This window comes from Mesorhizobium sp. WSM4817 (genome assembly GCF_055811135.1).
Genome location: NZ_JBVVQQ010000003.1, coordinates 84,817 through 110,219 on the forward strand (window position 1 = coordinate 84,817; position 25,403 = coordinate 110,219).

At 62.4% G+C, this 25,403-nt stretch carries 27 protein-coding genes and 2 pseudogenes; 11 read left to right on the forward strand and 18 right to left on the reverse strand.

What is annotated here, in order from left to right:
* Nucleotides 1-77: 77 nt before the first annotated feature.
* The 6 genes from dxs to AC0L2K_RS05305 all read right to left on the reverse strand — a co-directional run bounded on the left by dxs (nucleotide 78) and on the right by AC0L2K_RS05305 (nucleotide 5,596).
* A complete protein-coding gene (gene dxs / locus AC0L2K_RS05280; protein ID WP_473530813.1) occupies nucleotides 78-1,991 on the reverse strand; it encodes a 1-deoxy-D-xylulose-5-phosphate synthase in 1,914 nt (637 codons plus the stop codon).
* A 237-nt stretch (nucleotides 1,992-2,228) separates the two neighbouring features.
* A complete protein-coding gene (locus tag AC0L2K_RS05285) occupies nucleotides 2,229-3,149 on the reverse strand; it encodes a pirin family protein (RefSeq protein WP_473530814.1) in 921 nt (306 codons plus the stop codon).
* A gap of 10 nt (nucleotides 3,150-3,159) precedes the next feature.
* The gene (locus tag AC0L2K_RS05290) at nucleotides 3,160-3,426 is read right to left on the reverse strand and encodes a DUF2277 domain-containing protein (protein ID WP_202364001.1); all 267 of its coding nucleotides are present in this window, start codon (nucleotides 3,424-3,426) and stop codon (nucleotides 3,160-3,162) included.
* A gap of 132 nt (nucleotides 3,427-3,558) precedes the next feature.
* Nucleotides 3,559-3,810 carry an exodeoxyribonuclease VII small subunit gene (locus tag AC0L2K_RS05295; protein WP_023799340.1) on the reverse strand — a complete coding sequence of 84 codons (252 nt, stop codon included), beginning with the start codon at nucleotides 3,808-3,810 and terminating at the stop codon, nucleotides 3,559-3,561.
* Nucleotides 3,811-3,813: 3 nt separating this feature from the next.
* Complete coding sequence (locus AC0L2K_RS05300; protein ID WP_287341734.1) at nucleotides 3,814-4,740, reverse strand: histone deacetylase family protein; 927 nt, start codon at nucleotides 4,738-4,740, stop codon at nucleotides 3,814-3,816.
* Between the two features lie 211 nt (nucleotides 4,741-4,951).
* The gene (locus AC0L2K_RS05305; RefSeq protein WP_473530815.1) at nucleotides 4,952-5,596 is read right to left on the reverse strand and encodes a TetR/AcrR family transcriptional regulator; all 645 of its coding nucleotides are present in this window, start codon (nucleotides 5,594-5,596) and stop codon (nucleotides 4,952-4,954) included.
* Between the two features lie 119 nt (nucleotides 5,597-5,715).
* On the opposite strand from AC0L2K_RS05305, the gene AC0L2K_RS05310 reads away from it, so the two are divergent.
* A complete protein-coding gene (locus tag AC0L2K_RS05310; RefSeq protein ID WP_473530816.1) occupies nucleotides 5,716-6,939 on the forward strand; it encodes an MFS transporter in 1,224 nt (407 codons plus the stop codon).
* Between the two features lie 60 nt (nucleotides 6,940-6,999).
* Here the strand turns inward: AC0L2K_RS05310 and ribB are convergent, their stop codons facing one another.
* Both ribB and aroC read right to left on the reverse strand, forming a co-directional pair.
* Nucleotides 7,000-8,100 (reverse strand): 3,4-dihydroxy-2-butanone-4-phosphate synthase, encoded by a 1,101-nt coding sequence (ribB, locus tag AC0L2K_RS05315; RefSeq protein ID WP_473530817.1) that lies wholly within the window; start codon nucleotides 8,098-8,100, stop codon nucleotides 7,000-7,002.
* A gap of 130 nt (nucleotides 8,101-8,230) precedes the next feature.
* Entirely contained in the window at nucleotides 8,231-9,355 is a 1,125-nt protein-coding gene (aroC, locus tag AC0L2K_RS05320; RefSeq protein WP_287061488.1) for a chorismate synthase, read from the reverse strand.
* 291 nt (nucleotides 9,356-9,646) lie between these two features.
* On the opposite strand from aroC, the gene AC0L2K_RS05325 reads away from it, so the two are divergent.
* From AC0L2K_RS05325 to AC0L2K_RS05350, 6 genes are all read left to right on the forward strand, one after another.
* Nucleotides 9,647-9,910, forward strand: coding sequence for a DUF1344 domain-containing protein (locus tag AC0L2K_RS05325; RefSeq protein ID WP_031254973.1), 264 nt, complete (start codon nucleotides 9,647-9,649; stop codon nucleotides 9,908-9,910).
* 453 nt (nucleotides 9,911-10,363) lie between these two features.
* The gene (locus AC0L2K_RS05330) at nucleotides 10,364-11,968 is read left to right on the forward strand and encodes a sensor histidine kinase (protein WP_473530818.1); all 1,605 of its coding nucleotides are present in this window, start codon (nucleotides 10,364-10,366) and stop codon (nucleotides 11,966-11,968) included.
* Between the two features lie 127 nt (nucleotides 11,969-12,095).
* Nucleotides 12,096-12,371 (forward strand): response regulator, encoded by a 276-nt coding sequence (locus tag AC0L2K_RS05335; RefSeq protein WP_287061490.1) that lies wholly within the window; start codon nucleotides 12,096-12,098, stop codon nucleotides 12,369-12,371.
* 59 nt (nucleotides 12,372-12,430) lie between these two features.
* Nucleotides 12,431-12,769, forward strand: a complete 339-nt coding sequence (locus tag AC0L2K_RS05340) for a winged helix-turn-helix domain-containing protein (protein WP_287061491.1) — start codon at nucleotides 12,431-12,433, stop codon at nucleotides 12,767-12,769.
* Nucleotides 12,770-12,990: 221 nt separating this feature from the next.
* On the forward strand, nucleotides 12,991-13,551 hold the full coding sequence (locus tag AC0L2K_RS05345; protein WP_287061493.1) for an RNA polymerase sigma factor: 561 nt from the start codon (nucleotides 12,991-12,993) through the stop codon (nucleotides 13,549-13,551).
* Complete coding sequence (locus AC0L2K_RS05350; RefSeq protein WP_128245611.1) at nucleotides 13,529-14,311, forward strand: anti-sigma factor family protein; 783 nt, start codon at nucleotides 13,529-13,531, stop codon at nucleotides 14,309-14,311. The genes AC0L2K_RS05345 and AC0L2K_RS05350 overlap by 23 nt, the downstream gene beginning before the upstream one ends.
* A gap of 38 nt (nucleotides 14,312-14,349) precedes the next feature.
* Here AC0L2K_RS05350 and AC0L2K_RS05355 read toward each other — a convergent pair whose 3' ends face one another.
* The 6 genes from AC0L2K_RS05355 to AC0L2K_RS05380 form a co-directional block, all read right to left on the reverse strand.
* The gene (locus AC0L2K_RS05355) at nucleotides 14,350-14,937 is read right to left on the reverse strand and encodes a histidine phosphatase family protein (protein ID WP_128172028.1); all 588 of its coding nucleotides are present in this window, start codon (nucleotides 14,935-14,937) and stop codon (nucleotides 14,350-14,352) included.
* Nucleotides 14,938-14,984: 47 nt separating this feature from the next.
* Nucleotides 14,985-15,803, reverse strand: a complete 819-nt coding sequence (gene fabI, locus AC0L2K_RS05360; protein WP_287061494.1) for an enoyl-ACP reductase FabI — start codon at nucleotides 15,801-15,803, stop codon at nucleotides 14,985-14,987.
* A gap of 289 nt (nucleotides 15,804-16,092) precedes the next feature.
* A complete protein-coding gene (locus AC0L2K_RS05365; RefSeq protein ID WP_473530819.1) occupies nucleotides 16,093-16,725 on the reverse strand; it encodes a DUF1194 domain-containing protein in 633 nt (210 codons plus the stop codon).
* Nucleotides 16,726-16,884: 159 nt separating this feature from the next.
* Complete coding sequence (locus AC0L2K_RS05370) at nucleotides 16,885-17,340, reverse strand: hypothetical protein (RefSeq protein WP_287258750.1); 456 nt, start codon at nucleotides 17,338-17,340, stop codon at nucleotides 16,885-16,887.
* 562 nt (nucleotides 17,341-17,902) lie between these two features.
* Entirely contained in the window at nucleotides 17,903-18,823 is a 921-nt protein-coding gene (locus AC0L2K_RS05375) for a DnaJ C-terminal domain-containing protein (RefSeq protein WP_287172062.1), read from the reverse strand.
* 99 nt (nucleotides 18,824-18,922) lie between these two features.
* Complete coding sequence (locus AC0L2K_RS05380; protein WP_128167688.1) at nucleotides 18,923-19,399, reverse strand: RT0821/Lpp0805 family surface protein; 477 nt, start codon at nucleotides 19,397-19,399, stop codon at nucleotides 18,923-18,925.
* Between the two features lie 41 nt (nucleotides 19,400-19,440).
* On the opposite strand from AC0L2K_RS05380, the gene pdxH reads away from it, so the two are divergent.
* Together pdxH and AC0L2K_RS05390 are read left to right on the forward strand one after the other, a co-directional pair.
* The gene (pdxH, locus tag AC0L2K_RS05385; protein WP_419696235.1) at nucleotides 19,441-20,058 is read left to right on the forward strand and encodes a pyridoxamine 5'-phosphate oxidase; all 618 of its coding nucleotides are present in this window, start codon (nucleotides 19,441-19,443) and stop codon (nucleotides 20,056-20,058) included.
* Between the two features lie 103 nt (nucleotides 20,059-20,161).
* A pseudogene (locus AC0L2K_RS05390) lies at nucleotides 20,162-20,400 on the forward strand (CopG family ribbon-helix-helix protein).
* Between the two features lie 35 nt (nucleotides 20,401-20,435).
* Here AC0L2K_RS05390 and AC0L2K_RS05395 read toward each other — a convergent pair.
* From AC0L2K_RS05395 to AC0L2K_RS05410, 4 genes and pseudogenes are all read right to left on the reverse strand, one after another.
* Nucleotides 20,436-20,728 (reverse strand): annotated as a pseudogene (locus AC0L2K_RS05395) (type II toxin-antitoxin system RelE/ParE family toxin).
* Nucleotides 20,725-21,033 carry a type II toxin-antitoxin system RelB/DinJ family antitoxin gene (locus AC0L2K_RS05400; protein ID WP_128167692.1) on the reverse strand — a complete coding sequence of 103 codons (309 nt, stop codon included), beginning with the start codon at nucleotides 21,031-21,033 and terminating at the stop codon, nucleotides 20,725-20,727. The pseudogene AC0L2K_RS05395 and the gene AC0L2K_RS05400 overlap by 4 nt, the downstream one beginning before the upstream one ends.
* Before the next feature lie 69 nt (nucleotides 21,034-21,102).
* The gene (locus AC0L2K_RS05405; protein ID WP_287225976.1) at nucleotides 21,103-21,855 is read right to left on the reverse strand and encodes a crotonase/enoyl-CoA hydratase family protein; all 753 of its coding nucleotides are present in this window, start codon (nucleotides 21,853-21,855) and stop codon (nucleotides 21,103-21,105) included.
* A 52-nt stretch (nucleotides 21,856-21,907) separates the two neighbouring features.
* On the reverse strand, nucleotides 21,908-23,677 hold the full coding sequence (locus AC0L2K_RS05410) for an acyl-CoA dehydrogenase (RefSeq protein WP_419696232.1): 1,770 nt from the start codon (nucleotides 23,675-23,677) through the stop codon (nucleotides 21,908-21,910).
* Between the two features lie 208 nt (nucleotides 23,678-23,885).
* On the opposite strand from AC0L2K_RS05410, the gene AC0L2K_RS05415 reads away from it, so the two are divergent.
* Both AC0L2K_RS05415 and AC0L2K_RS05420 read left to right on the forward strand, forming a co-directional pair.
* Complete coding sequence (locus tag AC0L2K_RS05415; protein WP_473530820.1) at nucleotides 23,886-24,116, forward strand: hypothetical protein; 231 nt, start codon at nucleotides 23,886-23,888, stop codon at nucleotides 24,114-24,116.
* 175 nt (nucleotides 24,117-24,291) lie between these two features.
* On the forward strand, nucleotides 24,292-25,389 hold the full coding sequence (locus AC0L2K_RS05420; RefSeq protein WP_473474955.1) for a glycoside hydrolase family 25 protein: 1,098 nt from the start codon (nucleotides 24,292-24,294) through the stop codon (nucleotides 25,387-25,389).
* The last annotated feature ends 14 nt before the right edge of the window (nucleotides 25,390-25,403 follow it).

Below are 25,403 nucleotides of genomic sequence, written 5' to 3' on the forward strand. Positions count from 1 at the left end.
CGAATGCCAAATGACAACGCAAACAGTCAGTTACGACCGCCGGTCGGCAAACTGATACAAGCCGTTGAGATTTTGATTCAGGCGCTTTGCGCGCTTGCGGTGTGTCCCAGCGCCACGAAGACGGTGCGCACGATGCCGGCGGCATCCAGCCCGGCGTCGGCATACATCTTTTCGGGCTTGGCGTGATCGACAAAAGTGTCGGGCAACACAAGCGGGCGTACCTTCAGGCCGTGTTCCAGCAGCCCTTCATGGGCGAGGAATTGCAGCACATGGCTGGCGAAGCCACCGACCGCGCCCTCTTCCACTGTTACCAGCACTTCGTGCGAGCGCGCCAGCCGCCGGATCAAATCCTCGTCGAGCGGCTTGGCGAAACGAGCATCGGCGACCGTGGTGGAAAGCCCTGCCGCGCCGAGCTCCTCGGCCGCAGCCAGGCAATCCTGCAGCCGCGTGCCGAACGAAAGCAGTGCAACCTTGGTGCCTTCCCTGACGATGCGGCCCTTGCCGATTTCGAGAACCGAGCCACGCTCCGGCAGATCGACGCCGACGCCGTTGCCACGCGGGTAGCGGAAGGCGATGGGGCCTTCATCGTAGCTTGCCGCCGTGCGCACCATGTGTCGCAGTTCCGCCTCATCTGCCGCGGCCATGACGACGAAACCGGGCAGCGTCGCCAAAAAAGTCGTGTCGAAGGCGCCGCAATGGGTCGCCCCGTCGGCCCCGACGAAGCCGGCGCGATCGATCGGAAAGCGCACCGGCAGTTTCTGGATCGCCACGTCGTGGACGACCTGGTCGTAGGCACGCTGCAGGAAGGTCGAATAGATCGCCGCGAAAGGCTTGAAGCCTTCGGTGGCAAGGCCCGCGGCAAAAGTCACCGCATGTTGCTCGGCGATACCGACATCGAAGGTCCTCGCCGGGAACGCCTCGCCGAAGAGGTCAAGGCCGGTGCCGTTCGGCATGGCGGCGGTGATGGCGACGATGCGATCATCTTCGCGGCCTTCCTGGACCAGGCTTTCAGCAAAGACTTTCGTGTAGCTCGGCGCGTTGGCCGGGGCCTTGGCCTGCGCGCCGGTGATGACGTCGAATTTGTTGACGCCGTGATATTTGTCGGCGGCCGCCTCGGCCGGTCCATAGCCCTTGCCCTTCTGGGTCACGACGTGGATCAGCACCGGGCCGTCGGCATTGTCGCGGACGTTCTTCAGCACCGGGATCAGGTGCTCGAGATTGTGGCCGTCGATCGGGCCGATGTGATAGAAACCCATTTCCTCGAACAGCGTGCCGCCGGTGACATAGCCGCGCGCATGCTCGACCGCCCGCTTGATGGCGCGATCGGCGCGCTCGCCGAGATAGGAGGTCAGCTTCTTGCCGAAATCGCGCAAGCCCAGATAGGCCTTGCCCGACGCCAGGCGGGCCAGATAGGCGCTCATCGCGCCGGTCGGTGGAGCGATCGACATGTCGTTGTCGTTGAGGATGACGATCAGCCGGGCATCGAGCGCGCCGGCATTGTTCATCGCCTCATAGGCCATGCCGGCCGACATGGCGCCGTCGCCGATAACGGCAATGACATTGTTGCGGCCCCCCGAGAGATCGCGTGCCATTGCCATGCCGAGGCCGGCGGAAATCGAGGTCGAGGAGTGGGCGGCGCCGAACGGATCGTATTCGCTCTCGGCGCGCTGGGTGAAACCGGACAGGCCGCCCTCTTGCCGCAGCGTGCGGATACGGTCGCGGCGGCCGGTCAGGATCTTGTGCGGATAGGCCTGGTGACCGACATCCCAGATCAGCCGGTCGTCTGGCGTGTTGAAGACATAGTGCAATGCCACCGTCAGTTCGACCACGCCAAGCCCGGCACCGAGATGTCCGCCGGTATGCGACACGGCATCGATCAACTCGGTGCGAAGCTCCGATGCCAATTGCGGCAGATGACGTTCGTCAAGCGTCCTGAGGTCGGCCGGGATGCGGACCTTGTCGAGAAGTGGCGTATGGAGCTTTGCGTTCACTGGTGCTGGGGGCCTGCTTTTTATTCATCTGCGAAATAGGCTGCTGGCCGGCGAATGTAAATGCGTGCGAGTGACGCGGCATAGCTTCAAACTGTTAGGGTTTCGTTTACGCGTCAAAAAGGACGCGCGGCGCTCTAAAGCGCGTCGCGTTCGACCGACCTGACGCGACGCGCTTTAGGTTGTTGTTTTATGCATGTCGTTATCGCAAAACCGCTGCACACTTTTGCGCGACATGCATTAATTGTCCGGCAGCGGAATGAACTCTTCTTCATCCCCCGGAACGATATCGAAACGGCCTGTCTTCCATTCTTCTTTCGCCTGTTCGATGCGTTCCTTCGACGATGACACGAAATTCCACCAGATGTAGCGCTTGGAGCCGAGCGAGGCGCCGCCGAACAGCATGAAATGCGCTCCACCCTCCGACGACACGACGATCTCGTCGCCGGGCCGGAACACCAGCAGCCGCTCTGCCGGGAAGCGGTCACCGGAGATCGAAACCTCGCCTTCCAACGTATAGATGGCGCGCTCCTCGGCATCGGCAGGGATTTTCACGCTGGCGCCGGGCGCCAGCCTGAGGTCTGCATAGAGCGTGTCCGAAGCGGTCACGACCGGTGACCGCAACCCGGAAAACGCGCCAATGACAACGCGTCCGCTGACGCCTTCAGCGTCGATTTCGGGCAGACGCATGGCCGCCGTATTCTCGAAGATCGGGTCGACCTCCTCTTTATCGTCCGGCAGCGCCAGCCATGTCTGCAGGCCGGAAACCGACATCGGCGCGCCGCGCAGCTCCTGCGGCGTACGCTCGGAATGAACGATGCCGCGACCGGCGGTCATCAAATTTACGTCGCCGGGCTGGATGACCATTTCGGTGCCGAGCGAATCGCGATGCCTGATCTTGCCGTCGAACAGGTAAGTGACCGTCGACAGGCCGATATGGGGATGCGGGCGGACATCGAGCGCCTGGCCGGCCCGCAAGATCGCCGGTCCCATGCGATCGAAGAAGATGAAGGGACCGACCAGCCGACGCCTCGCGGTCGGCAAGGCACGGCGAACCTGAAAGCCGCCAATGTCCTTGGCGTTCGGAATAACCATCAGTTCGATCTGGTCGCTGGCGAGGGCGTCACCGGGCAGAGGGTCGTTTCCGGGGAAGAAGCTCATGCGGTCTTCCTCAGGCGAAGCGGAGTGCAGACCTGGCTTTCGCCTTGGCCGCCACTTCTTCGCGATTGCGCGGATGCTGTGTCGTCTCGAGGCTGTCGAGCAATTCGCGCGCAGACGCGGCTATGGCCTCGACGGCGTGGTCGAACGCATGCTGGTTCTGTTTCGACGGCCGAGTCGTTCCGCTCAGCTTGCGGACAAACTGAAGTGCGGCATCGCGGACCTCGTCATCGGTCGCCGGCGGATCGAAATTGAACAGTGTCTTGATGTTTCTGCACATCGTTCGCAACCTCCTCTCGTCCTGGAGCCGTTTCAAGCGGGATGAGTATTATCCTCAATCATGATCATGTCGAAAAGCCCGCATGATCATGTCCAAAAGCCGCATGGCGAAATTGTCGTTCGGGACCGTGTCTTACTCCGCGTCCAGAGGCTCTGTCCCCACCGGCTTGCCGTCGCGCGAAAGCCTGATCTTCTCGACCTTGTCCTCGGCCGCCTTGAGCAGCCGGTCGCAATGGAGTTTTAGCGCCTCGCCGCGCTCATAGATGCGGATCGACTGGTCGAGCGGCACGTCGCCGCGCTCCAGATCATCGACGATTTTCTCCAGCGCGTCGAGCGCCTGCTCGAAGCTCATCGCCTTGACGTCTTCGTTGCTCTCACCAGCCATCGTCTATCCTTTCATCAGTCGCCCGACATGGGCGGCGACCGAAAATGCCAATCCCTGCAGATCGTAGCCGCCCTCGAGCAGGCTGACGAGCCGGTTGTCGCTGTGGCGACCGGCGCGTTGCATCAACTGGCCGGTTGCCCAGTCGAAATCGCCCTCGGTCAGGTTGATCTCGGCCAGCGGATCGCGGTGGTGCGCGTCGAAGCCGGCGGAAATGATGATGAGGTCGGGCGCGAAATTGTCGAGCGCCGGCAAGATCCGCGACAGGAAAGCGTCGCGGAAAACCTCGCTGCCGGTCTGCGGCGCCAGCGGCGCGTTGACGATGTTGCCGGCGCCGGTTTCGCTCACCGCCCCGGTCCCTGGGTAAAGCGGCATCTGGTGCGTCGAGCAATAGAGCACCGACGGATCGTCCCAGAAAATATCCTGCGTGCCATTGCCGTGGTGGACGTCCCAGTCGACGATGGCAACGCGCTCGGCCTGGTGCTGCCGTTGCGCGTAGCGTGCCGCGATCGCCGCGGTGTTGAACAGGCAGAAGCCCATGGACGTGGTCTTTTCGGCGTGGTGGCCGGGCGGCCGGGCGGCGACAAAGACATTGGCCACGTCGCCCCGAAAGACATCGTCGACGGCGGCGTTGGCAGCGCCGATCGCCGTGACGGCCGCCTGCCAGCTTTTCGGGCTGGCGGTGGTGTCGGCGTCGACACGAGCGATACCGGTGTCCGGTATCACAGCGCGGACCCGTTCGACGAATTCCTGCGGGTGTGCGTAGAGGATGGTGGCCTCGTCGCCTTCCGGCGCCTCGGCACGATCAAGGGCCGCAAAGGCCTCGTCGTCGAGCACGCGCTCGATGGCGCGCAGGCGGTCCGGCCGCTCCGGATGACCGGGCGGCGTTATATGCTCGAGAAAGATCGGGTGGGTATAAAGCCTTGTAACCATGCCCCCGATATAGGCGCGCCCGGCGGCTTTGACCATGTTTTGCAACCGCCAAAGGCAGACGTTCAACAGGGTTTAGGCGTTGGGTGCTGGTTGGGTCCGGCGCGAGCCACCGACCGAGACCAGCGCCTTCTCCTTGAGCTGCCCGAATTTGAGGCGCGCTTCGGCCGTCCCATTCGAGTCTCGCCTTGCCTTTGGTGGGCTTGATACAGGCTCAGGCCGGCGATTTGTCCACCTCAGCCGGTGGTTGTGGACGGGCAATCCCGCGACCTTGCCTGAGTAGTCCCTCCAAAAGCACGTTGAACGCCTTCACCGCGTTTTTCGACGTCGCTTCTGGATTTTCCGAATTTGCGATCCACTGCGCGGCATGTAGCGAGGCGCCGCTGACCAGCCTTGCTGCGGCTTCGGGATCAACGGCAACGATGGTTCCCTCGTCCCTCAGCTTTTGAAGGTTCTCGCTCATCGAGCGGATGCATTCATTCTGGCTCGGCCATTGCGAAGGATCGCCGAGCACCGCCGGTCCGTCGCGAAGGACAATACGCTGGATCTCGGGCTCCAGCGCCATCTCGATATAGGCAGTGCATTCGTCGACAAAGCCCTGCCAGAGAGTGTCCGCCCTGGCGGAAACGATCTTCAACCGGGCCAACATCTCCGCGTCGATCTCGGCGATGACCGCCTGGAGAAGGCCCTTCTTGTCGCCGAAGTGATGATAAAGCGCGCCGCGCGTCAGCCCGGCCGATGCGGTGAAGTCGTCCATCGAGGCCTCGGCATAGCCGACAGTGCCAAAGGCATGGCGCGCGGCCGCGACCAGTTTGGCGCGGGTTTCGGCGATCATCTCCTTGCGTGGTTTGTGCCCCATTCGCCCATTCCTTCACATACGTCTCGTATATTAATTGACATACGCGTCGTATGTCATTATTTGATTTGCATACGCCACGTATATAACTGGATCGGCCTCAGAAATCCAGGAGTGTTCTCATGCCCAATCCCTATCGCGAAATCTTCAAGGCAAGGGGAGCCAAGGGCTTCGCCGCAGCCGGCTTCGTTGCCCGGATGCCGATGGCCATGGCTCCGATCGGAATCGTCGCGATGCTGTCGCAGACGCATGGCGAGTACTGGCTGGCCGGGGCCGTCTCCGCGACATATGCGCTGGCCAATGCTTTTGTCGCGCCGCAGATATCGCGGCTGGTGGACCGCCTCGGCCAGGCGCGGATTGTGGCGCCCACCACCGTTATTTCCGTGCTCGCCTTCGTAGTGCTGATTACGGCGGCCAATCAGGACTTGCCGATATGGACACTGTTCGTGTCAGCGCTGCTGGCCGCCGCAATGCCCAGCATCCCAGCGATGGTGCGCGCGCGCTGGACAGAGCTCTTCCGGGATCGCCCCGAGATGAACACGGCGTTCGCCTTCGAATCGGCGGCGGACGAGCTGGTCTACATCGCCGGGGCTTCGCTGTCGGTTGGCCTGAGCGTCGCGCTTTTCCCGGAAGCGGGAATGCTGGCGAGCACATTGTTCCTCGCCTTCGGCTCGACAGCCCTCATCCTGCAGCGCTCGACCGAGCCGCGCGTGCGACCGGTCGACCAGGGTTCGCGCAGATCGGCAATCCGCCTGCGGCCGGTCCAAATCATCACCTTGGCCCTGATCTTCATCGGCGCGACCTTCGCAACCACGGAGGTGAGCACCGTGGCGATCACCAAGGAGCTCGGCCAGCCGGGCGCCGCCAGCCTCGTCATCGGCGTCTATGCCCTCGGATCGTTCGTCGTCGGCATCGTCCTCGGCGCTCTGAACCTGAAAACACCGCTGCAAATTCAGCTTGCCATCGCGATCGCCATCATCGCGCTCACCACGCTGCCGTTGCTTGTCGCAGACACGGTGCCGCTTCTGGCGCTAGCTGTCTTCGTTAGCGGTGTGGCGATCTCGCCGACCTTCATCACGGCATTCGGCCTGATCGAGCGGCGCGTGCCGGAGGCGATGCTGACCGAGGGCGTGACCTGGGTCATGACCGGCATTGGCATCGGCATGGCGCTCGGCTCCTTCGCCGCCGGATGGGTGGTGGACGCCTTCGGCGCACAGAGCGGGTTCCTGGTGTCGGTGGCGGCGGGCGCAATCGCGCTGGTCACCGTGCTCGCCGGCCAGCGCAGCCTTGCCACGGGCGATAGTGACATCTCCGCGCGCGAAACAGCCGCGGTTCCTGCCGAATAGTCTTCATGCGTCCGGTGCCAAGCGGGACCGGACGCATGCCGGCGCTCCGCTAAACCAGTCCTAGAGAATCTCGGTCTTGGCGATGTGGATGCCGAAACCTTCAAGGCCGACATAGTGGCGTTCGCGCGAGGCGATCAGGTTGATCGAGGAAATGCCCAGATCCTTCAAGATTTGCGCGCCCAGGCCGATCTCGCGCCATTCGCTTTCGCGGCGGCGCGCCTCTTCATGGTCCTCGCGGTCGCCGGCAGCCGGCCGGTTGCGCTCCTGATGGGCGACGCCGACGGAACCTTCGCGCAGATAGACGATGACGCCGCGCCGACGCTCGCCCATCGATTTCATGATGCCGTCCAGCCTGTGGCCGGTGCCGAAAACGTCCGTCACAACATCCTCGGAATGCAGTCGCACCGGCACCTCCTCGCCGTCGCGGATGTCGCCGAAGACGATCGCCACATGGTGCATCGAGTCCCAGGGCAGCGTGTAGGTGAAGACCTGCGCCTTGCCGCCGGGCGTGTCGATCTCCGAACAGGCGACACGCTCGACCAGCGTTTCCTTACGCTGGCGATAGGCGATGAGGTCGGCGACCGAAATCTGCTTCAAAACGTTCTTTTCGGCGAAGGCCTGCACCTGCAGGCCGCGCATGACGGTGCCGTCATCATTGACCAGCTCGGAAATGACACCGACCGGCGGCAGGCCGGCAAGCTTGCACAAATCGACCGCGGCTTCGGTATGGCCCGAACGCATCAGCACACCGCCTTCGCGCGCAATCAGCGGAAAGATGTGGCCGGGGCGGACGAAATCGGAGGCGCCGACATTGCCGTTGGCAAGATTGCGCACGGTCAATGTGCGGTCGTCGGCCGAAATGCCGGTCGTGGTGCCGTGCTTGAAATCGACGCTGACGGTGAAGGCGGTGGTGTGGGCCGAGTCGTTGTCGGCGACCATCGGCGACAGGTTGAGGCGCTTGGCCTCCTCGCGCGGCATCGGCGTGCAGACGATACCAGAGGTATTGCGGACGATGAACGCCATCTTTTCCGGCGTGCAATGGACGGCGGCGACGATCAGGTCGCCCTCGTTCTCGCGCCCGTCATCGTCCATGACGACGACAATCTCGCCGCGTTCGAAGGCGCGCAGGGCTTCGACGATCTTCTTCTGGTCGTAAGGCATGGACGCTCGCTTCGCTCTCGCAGGGAATAGGGCAGTAAGGCAGTAGGGCAGTAAGGGATTAGGGAAAAGGAAAAAATTGGCTGCTTCGGCGGGATAACATACTGCCCTACTGCCCTACTGCCCTACTGCCCTACTGCCCTACTGCCCTACTGCCCTCTCCTCTCCCTGTCTGTCCCCGATGACGCAGATAGTGATCGGCGATTGCGCAGGCAACCATCGCCTCGCCGATCGGCACGGCGCGGATGCCGACGCACGGATCGTGCCGGCCCTTGGTCATGATCTCGACGTCGTTGCCGTCCTTGTCGATCGACTTTCGCGGGGTCAGGATCGACGAGGTCGGCTTGACGGCGAAGCGCGCGACGATCGCCTGGCCGGTGGAGATGCCGCCGAGGATGCCGCCGGCATTGTTGGACAGGAAGACCGGCTTGCCGTCATTGCCGATACGCATCTCGTCGGCATTTTCTTCGCCGGTGATGCGGGCGGCCTCGAAGCCGTTGCCGATCTCGACACCCTTGACGGCATTGATCGACATCAGGCCCGAGGCAATGTCCTGGTCGAGCTTGGCGTAGATCGGTGCGCCCAGGCCTGCCGGAACGCCGTCGGCGACGATCTCGATTACCGCGCCGACCGAGGAACCCGCCTTGCGGATGCCGTCAAGATATGCGGTGAAGACGGCGACCGATGCCGGATCGGGCGTGAAGAATGGATTTTCGGCGTCGCCAACGAAATTCCAGTTCCAGTTGGCGCGGTCGATCGATTTTTCCCCCATCGAGACCAGTGCGCCGCGCACGATCATGCCGGGCACGACCTTGCGGGCCAAGGCTCCGGCCGCCACCCGCGCCGCTGTCTCGCGGGCCGAAGAACGGCCACCACCGCGATAGTCGCGCAGGCCGTATTTGGTGTCGTAGGTATAATCGGCATGACCCGGCCGGTACTGGCGGGCGATCTCGCCATAGTCCTTGGAGCGCTGGTCGACGTTCTCGATCAGCATCGACACCGGCGTGCCGGTGGTGATCATGGTCTCGCCGTCGTCATCCAGGATGAAGCCGGACAGGATCTTGACCTCGTCTGGTTCGCGACGCTGCGTCACAAAACGCGATTGACCCGGGCGGCGCTTGTCGAGTTCGGCCTGAACCTCGGCGCGCGTGAAGCGGAGGCCGGGCGGACAGCCGTCGACGACGCAGCCGAGCGCTGGGCCATGGCTTTCGCCCCAGGTGGTGACGCGGAAAAGATGGCCAAAAGTATTGTGAGACATGAAAACCAGCCCTGCCGGCGTCGAGCCGGCTTAGCGCATGACCCCGAAAACCGTAGCGACTTTCGGGAAGGATCATGCGCAAAATCAAAAGTGCCACAGCGTCGTTTCTGCGTCAGGACGCGCGGCGCCGTAGCTGCGTTCTATTGGCGTTTTCCGCAGTGGTCAAACTGTGATCTGGCGGATTTAGTTTTGACACATTCGGTTGGTTTCTGCTTCCCTCGACCTGTCTGTTGAACACCGTCTGTTGAACACCCGCCGCCACTGTGCCGGCGCAATGATAAGAGGACGATGATGCGTATCCCGATCGGCGCCGTTGCCGCCATGTTGCTGATTTCCACCGCCGCCTTTGCCGGCCAGACCGAAGGCCTGATCAAAGAGATCGACAAGGAAACGTTGACGCTGACACTCGACGACGGCAAATCCTACAAGCTGAACGCCGAAACCGATCTCGAAGCGCTGAAACCCGGCATGGACATCGTGATCGCCTACGACGAGACAAACGGCGAGAACATCATCACCGATATGCAATTGCCGGATAGCGATTCAACCGAATAGACTCATTCACTCTGGGCGGTGCTGGCTATTCTCGCGAGCAACGCGACCAGTTTCGGCTGGCGATGGGTTTCGCAAGTCACCCGCGACGGCCTTCAACTCTGCGCCCGATGAAACCCGGCGAGCCAGTCTTGCTTCGGCTTGCGGCGTCCAGCTGAACTAAACTTCTCACGGGGTGAAGTCGCCAAATTCGGACGGCAGGACTGCATTCTCACCAATTTCTAACCTGAATCTCCCGTATCCTTAATAGCGGATCCTCTATGGTTGCTCCGTGCTGAACGGCGTCGCGGAAATGTTGCGCCGATCTGCGCGAGCCATCCTGCACGGCGGCCTTCTCTGCCGCGAAGGGGGTATTCATGAATCCGATCGGTTTCGGGTTCTCAACGCCGATGGACACCGATGGGCATCAGGTCTCGCATTCTTGTATTTCAGCTCATTGTCGTGGGGGCAGTCGTGATGATGGCGGCTATCGTCTACATCACCATTCGCTCGACAACCTACTACACGCAGCGCGTGCAATGGGCCAACAACCAACTGGAAGCCGTCACCGCACTTACGGTCAACGCCAACCGATATTCTGAGCAGATCGCCGAGTTCCTGTTGATTGGCGAACCGGAGCGTCCCGACTACGAGAGCGCCCGCGCCGAGCTTGAGGCAGGCTTCGAAAAGCTCGCAGAGCTGACCAGGGGAGAAGCCGAGTTTCTCCGGGGCAGCAGCAAACAGGAGGAAGAAGGTGACGAGATCTTCCGCGTCACGCGGATGCGCACGCTCTACGGAGAAATCGCCAAAGCCACCTCTGACGCAATCAATCTTCGCAACCAGGGGCGCCAGGAGGACGCGGTCAGCGTTTTTCGCCGGGACATCGAGAATCGTTTCGATGCCGAGTTCGAAAACATCCTGGAAGCCGCGCGGCGCGACGAAGAGGAAGAGGTCGTGCGAACCGAGCTGCAGGCAGAAGCACTGTGGCGACGCCTGACCTGGATGACGGCCGCGCTTGCGTTGGCTGCTGTGGTTCTCTGCTTTGTTGCTGCTTTCCTTCTCGCCCGATCATTGATGCGCCCGATCAGCCTTCTGACCGAAGGCACAGAGGCGATCAGTCGTGGTGATCTCGACCACCGGATCGCCTTTGATCGCCGCGACGAACTTGGTGCGCTCGCCAGGCGGTTCAACGAAATGGCCACACACCAGCAAGACCAGCGCGACCGGCTGCTCAATGCCAAAGCAGAACTCGAGCAGCAAGTTGCCACACGGACCGCCGAGCTTGCCGCGGCGAACCAGCGGTTGACGGAGCTCGACCGGTTGCGCGTCCAGTTCCTCGCCGACATCAGCCATGAACTGCGCACTCCACTGACGGCGCTTCGCGGTGAAGCGGAAATTCCGCTGCGCCATGGCTCAAAGCCAGAGGCAGTGTACCGCGATGCGCTCGAACGGATTGTCACTCAGAGCCTGGAGATGGGACGCCTGGTCGACGATCTGGTTTTTCTTTCTCGTTCGGAAACCGATACAATACGTTTCGAGCCCCGCCGAACGGACCTCGTTAACATCGTCGCCGATGCGGTCCACGAGGGCGAAATTCTGGGGCGCGCCAAGGGCATCTCGATCAAGGCGGCCTACAGCACCCGTCCGGTCTGGATCACTGCCGACGCGCAGCGGCTCAAACAGGCTCTCGTGATCATTCTGGATAATGCCATAAAATACTCTCCGCGCGATCGCTCGGTGAACCTGAATATGACCGTTGTGGACGGGCATGCAGAGATTGCGATACGCGACAAGGGTTTGGGCATTCCAGCCGAGGAAATACCCAAGGTGTTCGAGCGATTTTACCGTGGCCGAAGCCCAAGGGCGTCGCGCCAACTTGGCAGTGGCCTCGGTCTGGCGATCGCGAAATGGCTCATCGAAAAGCATCGTGGCGAGATTGCGCTCACGAGCGAGGTCGGGTCTTTTACTGAGGTCGTGGTCCGGCTTCCACACGCTGACGCAACCGCGTCTGCGGATGCGAACGCAGGTGCCGCCGTAGTCGTTCTGAAAAAGAGGCTGCGTGCAAAAACCGGCTCGGAATAAACAACGACCTCCTTCGTTTCATGGATTACGATTGTTGAGGCGGGAGCTTGGCGGAATGACCACGCCCACCGCGAGGCGGGGAATTCTCTGACTCCCCGCAATACGACCCGGGGAGAAGGTGGTGTAAATGTCAAGGATTCTGCTGGTAGAGGACGACGATCGCATCGTCGGCTTCATCAAGCGGGGGCTCGAAGCCGAGGGTTACGTTGTCGACGTGACCGACAGTGGCGGGGATGCGCTGGCGATGGTACGGGAGACGCCATATGCGCTGATCGTTCTCGACCGAATGCTTCCAGGAATCGACGGCCTCGAAGTATGTCGCATGTTGCGGCGCGAGCAGCACCAGCATCTTGTCCTGATGCTCACGGCCAGAGACAGCCTGCAGGACAAGGTCGAGGGCTGAACGGGGGCGCCGACGACTACCTGACCAAACCTTTCGCCTTCGACGAGCTGATCGCGCGCATGGAGGCGCTGCTTCGCCGCGGCTCCAGCACAGGCACGGACCCGGTCCTCAGGGTTGGCGATCTGGCGCTTGATCCGGTCGGCAAGAAGGTCTGGCGCGGCGAACGCGAGATCAGCCTGACGGCCAAGGAATTCAGGCTTCTCGCGTATCTGATGTCGCACTCCGGCGCTGTGATCAGCAGAACCCGGCTGCTCAACAATGTTTGGGATCTGAGTTTCGACCCGGAAACGAAGGTGGTCGATGTCTACATCCGCTACCTTCGTAGCAAGATCGAAAGCGTGGACGAAAAGCCGCTCATAAAAACCGTGCGGGGCTTCGGCTACGTGATATCGGCTTGAAGCCAGCGGGTCACCCACGTTTTCAGGAAAGGGCAGTTCTCTCACCAAGCTCTAACCTGATGCTTGCCATAGTCTAATCCTGGCCTTTCCGAAATCTAGCCGGACTCCCACGCTGGTTTAGCCGCCGTGGTCATATGCTGCCACATGAGATACCGACCCACCCCGAATGCGTGCGGAGGCGGCTGACTTCGCTCGGTCCTCAAGAAACCGGAAACTTCGACGTGATTGAGACTGATCAATTCGGAAAGCAGCTTGTTGCATTTCTTCCGAACCTGCGCCGTTTTGCGATTTCCCTTTGCCGTTCCCGCGATCTTGCCGACGATCTGGTGCAGGCGGCCTGCGAACGCGCGCTTGCCAACACCGGGCGCTTTGAACCTGGAACCCGTTTTGATGCGTGGTTGTTCCAGATCCTGCGAAATCTGTGGATCGACCACATCAGAAGGCAGCGCACGGCCGGCCCGCAGGAGGACATCGAGCAACGGCAGGACCTTGTCGGCGCCTGTGGCGAGCGAGATGTCGAAGCACGCTTTACCCTGAATAGCGTTGCCCAGGCGATCACCGATCTGCCGGACGATCAGCGCGAAATCATTCTCCTGGTCTGCGTCGAGGACCTTTCCTACAGGGAGGCGGCCGGCGTACTCGACATACCGATCGGAACGGTGATGAGCCGGCTGGCGCGTGCCAGAAAAAATCTCGCCGAGGCAGTCGGAATAAATCCCGGCTTGCCACGTTCACCGGTCATGAAGGGCGAGAACAGAAATGATCAGACGCGAGTTTGCTGACGAAACGCTCATGGCCTTTGCAGACGGCGAACTTGACGACGCGACTGCCGCAGCCATCGAGAAAGCCATGCAGCCGGATATCGCCAGCCGGGTCGCCCTGTTCCTGGAAACCCGCATTCAGGTCAAAGAGGCACTGATGCCGGTTCTCGATGAACCCGTTCCCGACCGACTCAGCCAGTCGGTGCAGCGAATGATCGACGAGGCCGAGCGGCGCAGCGTTCCATCGCACGCTAGCGAGGGCGCGCGTGTCGTTGCCTTCAGGGCGAGGGACAATCAGGCGATGCGGCGCCCCCAGGCATCCTGGATCATGCCGCTGGCTGCTTCGCTGGTTGCAGTCGTTTTTGGGTTCGGCGGATATTTTTTTGGGTTTGCCAGCCAAAACCAGCCGCATGGACTTGAGGTGGCAGGGCAGGACAGCCCTCTTTCAGAGGCGCTCGGGCAGGTGGCGTCCGGCGAAGAAGCCGTGCTGGCAGGCTCCACCGACAGGATCCGTGCCGTTGCCACGTTTCGCGATGGAACCGGTTCCTTGTGCCGCGAATTCGAAATCGATTCTGCCAACCGCTCGACCGTCATATCCGTGGCGTGCCACTCGGATCATGGTTGGGCGGTGAATTTTGCCGTCGTTGCGCCCGCGCGCGATGGCGGATATGCACCGGCCTCGTCTTCGGAAGCGCTCGATTCCTATCTCGCGGCAACCGGAGCGCATGAGCCTCTGTCACGGGAAGACGAGGCAGCGGCATTGAGATCGTTGGGCCAGTAGAAGGGCGGGCCCGTGGGCATGCTTTTGGGCGACGTGCATTAGAGCCACTCCAGGCGTCGGCCCTCCAGCCTGAGCAACCGATCGTGCGGCACATTCAGCCTTGCGGCTTCTTTCTCGGGCATTCCCAGCACCATGCGGAACAGGACGCGCACGACGCCGCCATGCGTCACGCAAACCGTCCGGCGGTCCAGCGCGTCGAACCACGGCTTTACCCGTTCGAGCAGCATTTGATAGCTTTCGGCGCCCTCGCCGGGCGGCAGGAAATTCCACTTGTCGAGGCGCCTCTCCCTGGCCGAGCCGAGATGCCGGGCCTCGAGTTCGGGAAAGGTGAAACCCTGCCAGTCGCCGAAACTCATTTCGACAAGGCGGGGATCGGTGCGGTAAGCTTGGGGATCGAGCCCCATCGCCATGCGAATGCGTTCCATGGTCTCACGCGTTCGCCGCATCGGGCTGGCGACAAAATCGAAATCTTCGGGGTTTTGAACGAGTTCCGCCAGCCGATGGCCATTGCCGGTCGCCTGCTCGCGGCCGAGCGGGTTGAGATCGGTGTCGGCCTGTCCTTGCAGCCGGGACTCGGCGTTCCACACCGTCTGGCCATGGCGCGCGATGTAGACGAGCGGATACATCAGGTCATCCGGAGAGCGGCAGGCGGGAGGGTATATTCGAGGCGGGTCTATTCCTTGACGGTCGAAATATCAGGCGCGTCGACCGCCTTCATGCCGACGACATGGTAGCCGGAATCGACATGGTGGATCTCGCCGGTGACGCCACGTGAAAGGTTTGAAAGGAAATAGACCGCTGAATCGCCGACCTCCTCTTGCGTCACCGTCTGCTTTAGCGGCGAATTGTATTCGTTCCACTTCAGGATGTAGCGAAAATCGCCGATGCCGGAGGCTGCCAGCGTCTTGATCGGACCGGCGGAGATGGCGTTGACGCGGATCTTCTTGGCGCCGAGGTCGACGGCCAGATAGCGCACGCTGGCTTCGAGCGCTGCCTTGGCAACACCCATGACGTTGTAGTGCGGCATCACTTTTTCCGCACCGTAATAAGTCAACGTCAGCAGCGAGCCGCCCTCGGTCATCAGCGCCTCGGCGCGCTTGGCGATGGTGGTGAAGGAAAACACCGAGATGTCCATCGTGCGCAGGAAATTGTCGCGCGTCGTCTCGACATAGCGGCCTGTCAGCTCGTCCTTGTCGGAAAAGGCAATGGCGTGGACGAGGAAATCGAGCTTGCCCCAACGCTTGGCGATGTCGTCGAATACCGCATCGAGCGTTGTCGGATCGGTCACATCGCAATGGCCGGCGACATGGGCGTTGAGTTCCGCCGCCAGCGGCTCGACGCGCTTCTTGAACGCCTCGCCCTGGTAGGTCAGCGCGATCTCGGCGCCATGGTCGACGCAGGCCTTGGCGATGCCATAGGCGATCGACCGATTGTTCGCGACGCCCAGGACAAGCCCGCGCTTGCCGGCCATAATGCCTTGTCCACCCGCCATGTGAGCGCTCTCCGCAAGATTTGCTGCTTCGTGAGTGGCTATCGCACAGGCACAGAGCCCCTTCAAGCGCTCAAAACGGACAGTGCCCGCCGGCTGACCTTCCGACCTGAGTATCGATTGCCTGGGCGAAGCGCTTGTGGCACGCTCAAGCGAGAATTGACGAAAAGACGCCACGCCATGTCGTGCAGCAGTTCTGCAAGAGTAGTTGTGCATCGAAGCGGTCACTCGATCCTGAAACGTGGCGCATCTGCCGGCGCGGACGCCAAGAGGTCGCGAACAAGTTTCCTGGTCATGAATTCACCGGCGTCTTTCGCATCCGAGATGTCTCTTGCGCCAGCGCCGCGTCTCGTGAGGATTCTGTTCCGCCCTCGAAATTGTCGGTTCCGTTGGCGCAGATGTTCATGACCGCGCGCTCCGTCGCGTGCGGCGATGACGTCAACAGGAGCGAAGCAAGGGCGATCGCCTCCGACATGTCTGTCAGACGATCGTGCATCGCTGCGGGATCAGCGTTGCCGTCTTGCTTCATATCGCCGCCTCCGTAATGGGTTCGGTCGATGAGCGTCACCGAAGCGAGCGCCTGAGACACGCGCGCGGCGTCCTCGGCCGAGTCGATGACGGTCCAGGGCACCAACAGGTCGAACTTGCCATCGCTTGACCATGTGAAGACGGCGAACCCGATCCGACGCCGCGGGCCGGCGGTGGCGGCGCGCAGGAAGTCGGGGTGGACGAGCGCCCGCACGAGCCCGGCCTGCTGGAGCCATTCCTCATATCGGCCGATCGAGTCCGAGACGTCGATTGCTGTGACGACATTGGCGTCGGTGCCCGGCACGACCGCGTTGGCCGCTGGCGAAGCGCCGCACAGGAAGACCATCAGTGGCCGGGCGAGGTGAAGGGCGCGCCAGCGGCAAGGTTTCGCCGGCATACCAGGCTTCGGCTTCACCTCCTGGTGTCCTGAACGACGCCAGAACCTGCGCGTTGGAACGGGCGGAAACGACTGCATCCTCCAGGGTTGGTCCCCGGGAGGTAACGGCTCGGAGCCAAACTTATTCCTTCTGTTCGCGCGGCCGTTTCAGCAATTCGGTTATGTCCGCTTCGAGAACGGCAGGCTCGGATCCAATGCCTGAAGATCCGCATAACGCCCCAGCCCGCGATAGAGGATGAACGCACTGCAACAGGCGACGGCAATCGACAGCATCTCGCCGCCGTCTTCCGCGTAGCCAACGAGCTTCGAGCCAGTCAGGAAGTGCAGCATGTCCACCGCCACGGCAAAGCCCACAAGACACGCGAACAGCAGCAAAAACACCGATCCGAGGGCTTGTTGCCTCGGTCTGCTTTGCCAGAATGACCACAGCAGCGGCGCCAGCAGGCCGAGCGCGACCACCGACCAGGTGATGATTTCCCCGGTGTCGCGAGCCCGCATGCCCGGCAGCGAGACGAGGTCGAATGTCGCTGACAGCAGCAGGCCGCCCCGCTCATGGAAACGGGCGGCGTCGTCGAGCGTGACAAAACCGAAAATCAGCGACCAGGCAAGAAACATATGCTCCCTGGTTCGAAGCCAGATGCCGAACAGAAACAGGGCGCAAAGCGCGGCCTGCCCGTAGTTGAACATCTCGGGCAGCGATCCATCCCTGCTGATGTTAAGACGCGCAGGCAGGTCGTAACGTGAAATTCCGGCTGATCGAAGCGCCTCGATCGCGAATGGAACGGTGATGACGAAGATATTCAGGCATATTAGTATCAGCGCGAAAACCCTGCTGAGCCTGTCGTTTCGATACATAGCCCTGATTTCTCCGAACGCACTTTCCAAACTCGATAACGCATGACCCAGCAAATCCGACGCGCTCCTTCGTTGCTATTTGTTTGACGGGCAATTTCGCTAGTCGACCAACGGGTTGGAAACGGGGCGGCCGCGGGTTTATTCCGCCCACGCATAAGAAAACGCTCCGGCGACAAGCGACTCACCTGCCTGGCGCGAGCCGGACATGTTCCGGGAGGCCATCGAGCGATGTCGCGGAATGTTGCTGAGCCCTGCAGTCGGTCAAAACGGACAGGTGAGAGACAGGAGCGTTTGCGGCGTAGCGCGGCTTTGACGCGCCAGGCTAGCGTTTGCGGTTGCGCATCAACGCTTCGAGATCGCTGTCGCCACCCTCAGGCAGCATCAGCCGCACATGCGCGTAGAGATCACCGTGACCGCCGACTTTTTCCGGCAGGCCCCTGCCCTTCAGCCGCAGGACCTTGTCCGAGCTCGACCAGGCGGGAATATTGACTGCAACCTTGCCTGTCGGCGTTTCGACCGCCACCTTGGCACCCAGCACGGCATCCGCCAGCGCAACCGGCAGGTCGGCGTGAAGGTCGCGGCCTTCGACACGGTAGCGCGGATGCCGCCGGAAGCGGATCTTGACCAGCGCATCGCCCGGTTGCCCCGGCCCTTGCTCGCCCTGGCCTTTCAGCCGGATGGTCTGGCCGTCCTCGACATAGGCTGGCAGCTTGACGGCGACCTTGCGCCCGTCGGGGAACATCGCCGTTACCTTCTCGGCAGTCGCCGCTTCTTCGATGGTGATGTCGAGCGTCACGTTCAGGTCGGCGCCGGACGGCGCCTGCGGGCCGGCGCCCATGCCGGCGCCGCGAGAGAAGGTCTCGCCGAAAATCTGGCTGAAAATGTCGCTGCTGCCGTCGAACGGATCGCCGCTCGGTCGGCCTGAGCGAAACTCGAAACGCGAGCCGCCCGGCCCTTGCTGCCGGCGAAAACCGGCGAACGGATCGGCGCTGCCGGCGGCGCCCTCGAAGCCTTGAAAGCGCGGCTTGCCCTCGGCATCGATCTCGCCGCGATCGAAAGCCGCCCGGTTCTTCTCGTCGCCAACGATCTCGTAAGCCTGGTTGGCGGCGGCAAACCGCTCCTTCGCCTTGGGATCCGGATTCTGGTCCGGATGATACTCCTTGGCGAGTTTGCGGTACGCCGATTTTATATCCTTGGCCGATGCGTTCTTGGCAACGCCCAGCACCTCATAGGGGTCGCGCATGCTTCCTGCCCTGGAGAAGGAGTGAGTCCATGATTGCCATCTATATGCGCTCGCATAGGAAGAAATTCCAGTAGCTTACGGTCATATGATGGCGGAAAATCAGAGCGCCTTGAAGTCCTGCATCTGCCAGGCGCCGGCGCCGGCCAGGCACACCTCGCCCTTGAACAGGGCGACGCCGTCGAAGCTTTCGCGTGAGGCGGTGAAGCGGCGGCAAAGCTGGCCGTTGTCCCTGGACTCCGCCAGTTCGGTGATCGAGCCGCGCGAACCGGTATCGGAATTCGCCCAGGGAACGGCCTGACCGGCAAGTTCCTGGATATCGGCTGAAGACACCGCGTTGCGGATCGTCGCCTGGTCCGAGGCGCGATCCTGGTCGATCGGCATGGCAGAGGCAGGCGTGCTGCTGGTGAGGATCGTACGGTCGACCTCCGCCTGCTCCAAACTGAAGCCGCCAGCACCGCAAGCGGCAAGCGGCAAGGCGACCAGCACGATCGCGGCGGCCTTGACCGCAATTTGCGCGCTGGCGGAAGCAATAAGGCGCCATTGCCTGCTGTCAAAAAGTTGCGCGATGCGCGACAATCGGCAATCTCCCCCGGCCGGCAATAAAATTTGGAAAAACTATGAGCGAAACTGAGTTAACAAGCGGTGACTTTGCCGAGGCTGCGGAGCCATTCCGCCTGTTTGCCGCATGGCTTGACGACGCGACGAAGAGTGAGATCAACGATCCCAACGGCGTGGCGCTGGCGACCGTCGATGCCGAGGGCATGCCGAATGTGCGGATGGTGCTGCTCAAGGGGTTCGATGAAAGCGGATTTGTGTTCTACACGAATTTCGAGAGCGCCAAAGGCCGCGAGATTCTTGGCAGCATGAAGGCGGCGATGTGCTTTCACTGGAAATCGCTGCGCCGGCAGGTGCGTGCACGGGGGCCGGTGGAGATCGTTACCGAGGCGGAAGCGGACGCGTATTACGCGACACGTCCGCGCGGCAGCCGCATCGGGGCATGGGCGTCGAAACAGTCGCGGCCGCTGGAGAGCCGCTTCGCACTGGAAAAGGCCGTTGCCGAATACACGGCGCGCCATGCGATCGGCGAGATCCCACGGCCGAAACACTGGTCAGGCTTCCGCATCGTGCCGCAGACGATCGAGTTCTGGCACGACCGGCCTTTCCGGCTGCACGACCGTATTGTCTTCTCGCGCAGCGCTGAGGGCGGCTGGGACAAGACAAGGCTTTATCCCTGAGCGGCTGGCCCTTAAGCAGCTTCACCAAGGAGCCTAGGGCAATCTTGCCGAACCACCTTGGTTTACCAATAGTCATAGTGAACCAACATGAAAGGTTCTTTCTATGACGGCTTTTACCGTGCGTGTCCCGGACGAAACCGCAAGAGGCTTGACCAGCTTGCCGAAAAGCTCGACCGCTCGCGCTCCTATGTGGCCGCGCAGGCTATCGAGGACTTCGTGGCCCGTGAGGAATGGCAACTCGCCGAGATAGAAGCCGGATTGGCCGACGTCGGGCGCGGCGACTTTGCCAGTGACCGTGATGTAGCCGCTGTTGTCGGAAAATACGTCAAGTCGCGGAAATGATCGTCCGCTGGCGCGTTCCTGATCTTCAAGGGAGACTACTCCGTCGCTATTTCGTCCGGCCACATCTGGGCGCCATGCAGGATGCGGAGGATGCGAACCGGTCGGCCACTACGGCATAAGCGGCGATGTAGGGCGTGCGCGCGACGACAAGTTCGCGCGTGCCGGCGATCCGGCCGGGTCGCCCGCTTTCCGGAAAGTCGATGAGACGGTGAGTCGCAAAAACGATCTGCTGGTCGACGTGAACGGCGGCTCTGGGGTTTTCGGCTTCGATATACGTGAAGATGTCGTCGCGATCGGAGAGCGCAAACCGCGCCCAGACCAGCCTCAAGACTCACCTGCCTCCGCCTTGCGAAGCGCTGCCGCCCGCCGTCCAGCAAAATGGGTTTCGGCGTCGGCGTCTTCAACGTCCGGCCGGGTATCCTCGATCGCCTGCAGAACTTTCGCCCGGAACCAGGCATCGTGGGCGTCACTGTTGCTGACGAGTTCGAGCGGCAAGGCGCCCTCATTCGCGGTGCGCGTCAACAAGATGCGGACGGCATCGGAAACCGTGAGCCCCATGTTTTCCAGAACCGCCGTGGCGCGTTCCTTCACCTCAGCGTCAATTCGGGTCTGGACCAGTGCGTTCGACGGCATGGCAATCTCCTTCGCCAGCAGACAATGTAATGCATGTGCATGACATATGCTAGACTCTAGGAGCGCCAGCTAGCCCTTCTTCCTGGTCATGAAGGCCATCAAGGCGGCGCGAGCCTCGTCGGATGTGAGCCGCGCCCGAAAATGCTCACTTTCCTGGCCGATGCGGGCAACGAGGTCTTCACGCGAACCGCGCATCAGGTCACGCGCGATCTTCAGCGCTTGCGGCGGCTTGGCCGCGATCTGCCCGGCAGCGGCAAGCACGGCGGATTCGAGCTCGTTCTCCTCGACCACCGCGTAGATCAGCCCGGCCGCTTTCGCCCGCTCGGCCGAAAAGCCTTCGCCGAGGCCAAGCAGCGCGAAGGCGCCTTGCCGGCCGAGAATCTGCGGCGCAAGCAGGCTCGACCCCGCCTCCGGGACCAGGCCGAGATCGACGAACGGCGTGCGGAATAGTGTGCGCGGCGTGGCGAAGGTCAGGTCGCAATGCAGGTTGAGCGTTGTGCCGATGCCGACCGCAATGCCGTCGACGCCGGAGATCATCGGTTTTTCCGCCCTGGCCAGCGCCATCAGGAAATCCCAGACTTCGGCGCCGCCGTCGCCGCCGGTGGCGACGACCATGAAATCGGCAAGGTCGTTGCCGGATGAGAAGGCGCCTGGAACACCGAGGAAGACATGGACGCGGATCGCCGGATCGGCGTCGCCCTCGGCAAGGGCTTTGGACATTTTCGCATACATGGCCCGTGTCAAGGCGTTCTTCTTGTCCGGACGGTTGATGCGGATGATCTGGATGGCGCCCTGGCGCTCGACGAGGATATGGTCTGTCACGGATGATCCTTTGTGAGACGCCGGGCTTTGTGAAACGTCAACCTGGTGGCTGTCAGGCAGAAATCAGTGTCTGGCCGGCAGCGGCAAGGCTGTCGGCGCCGCCAACGACGCGCTCCTTCAGCGCGCCCACCTCGCCAAGCTGGTTTTCGGCGAAGAAGCGGCAAAGGGCGATGCGGCTTTGGTCGGCAAGCGCGCCGCGCGCCAGATAGGCGCCGCCCGCCGCCAGCGAGATCAGCCGCAGATACGGCGTCGCGCCGGCCAGCGCCGCGTCCGAGCGGCCGTCTGCGAGCAGCCCTTGCAGGAAGCGCGTCGCCTGGCTGAGATCGTCGAGCGCCTGGTCGAGGCCATCGGCGGTGCGGCCAAAACCTTGAAGGTTCGAGGTCCGCGCTTGATTGGCGACGGCTTTCAGCTCGGCGATGTAGCCATGCACATGCTCGCCGCCGCCAAGCGGCAGCTTGCGCGCCACCAGGTCTATCGCCTGGATGCCGTTGGTGCCTTCGTAGATCGGCGCGATGCGCGCGTCGCGATAAAGTGCTGCCGCACCGGTCTCCTCGATGTATCCCATGCCGCCATGAACCTGCAGCCCGAGCGAGGCGACCTCGACGCCTACATCGGTGGAAAAGGCCTTGGCCAGCGGCGTCAGCAGATTGGCGCGCTCCTGCCAATGGATGGCTTCATCGCCGACGGATACGCGCGCGTGGTCAATGGCGTGCGCGCAGCAATAGCTGATGGCGCGCGCAATCTGGGTCAGCGCCTTCATGGTCAGAAGATTGCGCTGCACGTCGGGGTGATGGACGATCGGCGCCATGCCGCTGCCATCATAGCTCGCGGCTTTGCCTTGCAGGCGGTCATAGGCGTAGGCGAGCGCCTTCTGCGTGGCCGTTTCGGCGACCGCAACACCCTGCATCCCGACGGCGAGCCGCGCATTGTTCATCATGGTGAACATGCAGGCGAGGCCCTTGTTTTCCTCGCCAATCAGCCAGCCGATCGCGCCGGGGGCGGTCCCTTCGAAACCGTCGCCATAGATCATGGTGCAGGTCGGCGAGGCGTGGATGCCCAATTTGTGCTCCAGCCCGGAGCAAAAGACGTCGTTGCGTGCGCCGAGCGCGCCATCGTCGCCGACAAGGAATTTCGGCACCAGGAACAGCGAAAGGCCGCGCGTGCCGGCCGGCGCGTCCGGCAGCCGCGCCAGCACCAGGTGGATGATGTTGTCGGTAAGATCGTGCTCGCCATAGGTGATGAAAATCTTCTGGCCGAAGATGCGGTAGGTGCCGTCGCCGGCCGGCTCGGCGCGGGCGCGCAAGGCATTCAGATCCGAACCCGCCTGCGGCTCGGTCAGGTTCATCGTGCCCGTCCATTCGCCCGAGACGAGCTTTTCCAGGTATTTGGCCTTCAGCGCCGGTGAAGCATGCTTGTCGAGCGCTTCGACCGCGCCCATGGTCAGCGTCGGGCCGATACCGAAGGCCATGGCGGCGGAGTTCCACATTTCGAGCGCGGCGACGCCCAGCATGGTCGGCAGCGCCTGGCCGCCGAATTCCTCCGGCGCGGACAGCGCGTTCCAGCCGCCGTCGATCCAGCGGCGATAAAGTTCCTTCCAGCCGAGCGGCATGGTGACGGCCGCGCCGCTCAGCACCGCGCCTTGTTCATCGCCGATCTTGTAGAGCGGCGCGACCTCTTCGCCGGCAAAGCGGCCGGCTTCCGCCAGAATGGCATCGACGAGGTCTTCGCCAAGGTCGCCAAAGGTGCCGGCGTCAAGCGCCGGCTTCAGGCCGGCCACATGCTTCAGCGTGAAGGCGATTTCCTCGACTGGTGCCCGGTACATGCCGCTCCTCCTCCGTCCTGCAGGGAAACTTGATATATCCGTGCCGACACAAAACCATTCGCTTTTGGGTCGCCTCTCCCGCCTTCTTTTTACGTAAACGTCAAATTTTGTCACGCAGATTTTGCAATTGGAACTGTTCACGCTAAAATCGGCAAAAAGCCGGACAAGTCGACCGGCGACAGCTCAAGAATACCGGATCGGACCGCCCGTGCTCGCCAGACCTGACGCTTATCGCTGCATCGAGTGCGGCCTGCCCTATCGAGCGGCAGGTTTTTGGCACCATCGGGGCACGATCGAGGACGGCGCCGCCTATTGGTCGGATCGCGGCATCCTGTGTTCGCCGCAATGCTCGCTGGCCCATCACCGCAAGCGCCAGGCTGAGGGGACGCTGCCGCAAGCGCCGGCGCCCGACCCGTTCCACCCGCTCGCCCTCCGTTGATGACCAGCAAAGCCATCCCCGGCACAATTGCGGCGGTCGCCGCGGGCCGCCGAAAGTATTTCCTTAACCATGGCGGTTCAGGATCAGGCTTTGGCCAGCAAGGATCTGCTGTTTGAAGCCGCCGGCGCACCCTCTTCGCCGCCCAGGACTCCTCGCCGTCGCGACCGCGACGGCAATGGCGTTGGCGCCGGCACAAGCCTCGGACTTCTCCGCGCCCTGGAAGAAGACCGACCGGGCGCTGGTGATCGACGCCTACGAATACAATCCCATCGATTGGACCGAGCTTGCCACCGACAAGCGCATCGTCGGCTTCATCAACAAGGCGTCCGACGGGATGCCGCCAGCGTATTTCTGTTTCGGCGACGAGACCGCGACGCGGCTCTGCAAGGCGCTGTGGAAGCGCCATGCGGTAGCACAGGAACTGTTCCAGACGCGCAAGGTGGTGGCCAAGGCGCTCGGCCTGAAATGGGGCGCTTATCACCTCGCCCGACCCGGCAACCCAGTGGGACAGGCCAATAATTTCATCAATTTCGCGAAACCTGGTCCGGACGACCTGCTCGCCCTCGACATCGAGGATGACGACCCGACGAAATGGATGTCGCTCGAGGATGCAGAGGAGTTCGTGCGCCATGTGCATCGGCGGATTGGCCGTTTTCCAGTGCTCTATACCAACGGCAAAACCGCCAAGCACATCGCCGACAACAAGTACAAATATCGGCTGCTGTCGCGGCTGCCGCTCTGGTATGCGCGCTACAAGCCCGATATCGGCGTGCATTTTCCGATGGGCAACTGGCAAGGCTACGCACTCTGGCAGTTTTCGGCAAAAGCCAATTGCGGCCGGTTCCGCTGCCCCTATCGGGTGGCTGGCACGCCGAACGACATCGACGTCAATGTCGCACCGATGGATGCCGCCGCGTTGCGCGCGCAATGGCCGTTCGGCGGCCTGATCGACGCGCAGCCGGATTACCTCGCCTCGATACCGCTGCCTCTCTCGCGGGCGGCCGGCCTTGCCGGCAATGTCACCCTTACCTATGCGACCGTGTCGCCACCGCCGAGCTTCACCGAAATGGTCGCCATGTTCGGCGCGGGCTGGTCCAAGTTCCGCGGCAGCTTGCAAATGCCTGCCGTAGGGACAGCGCTGCGTCTTCCGCGCCGGATCGCCGACTATCTGGGGTGGCTGCGAAAGGAAAAGCCCTCCGCATCGGCCGCTGAAGCCGCACCTACCGATCCGGTCAGCACTGCGTCGACCGAGTTGGATCGCCGCCCCCGCTAATCTTGCCCCCGCTA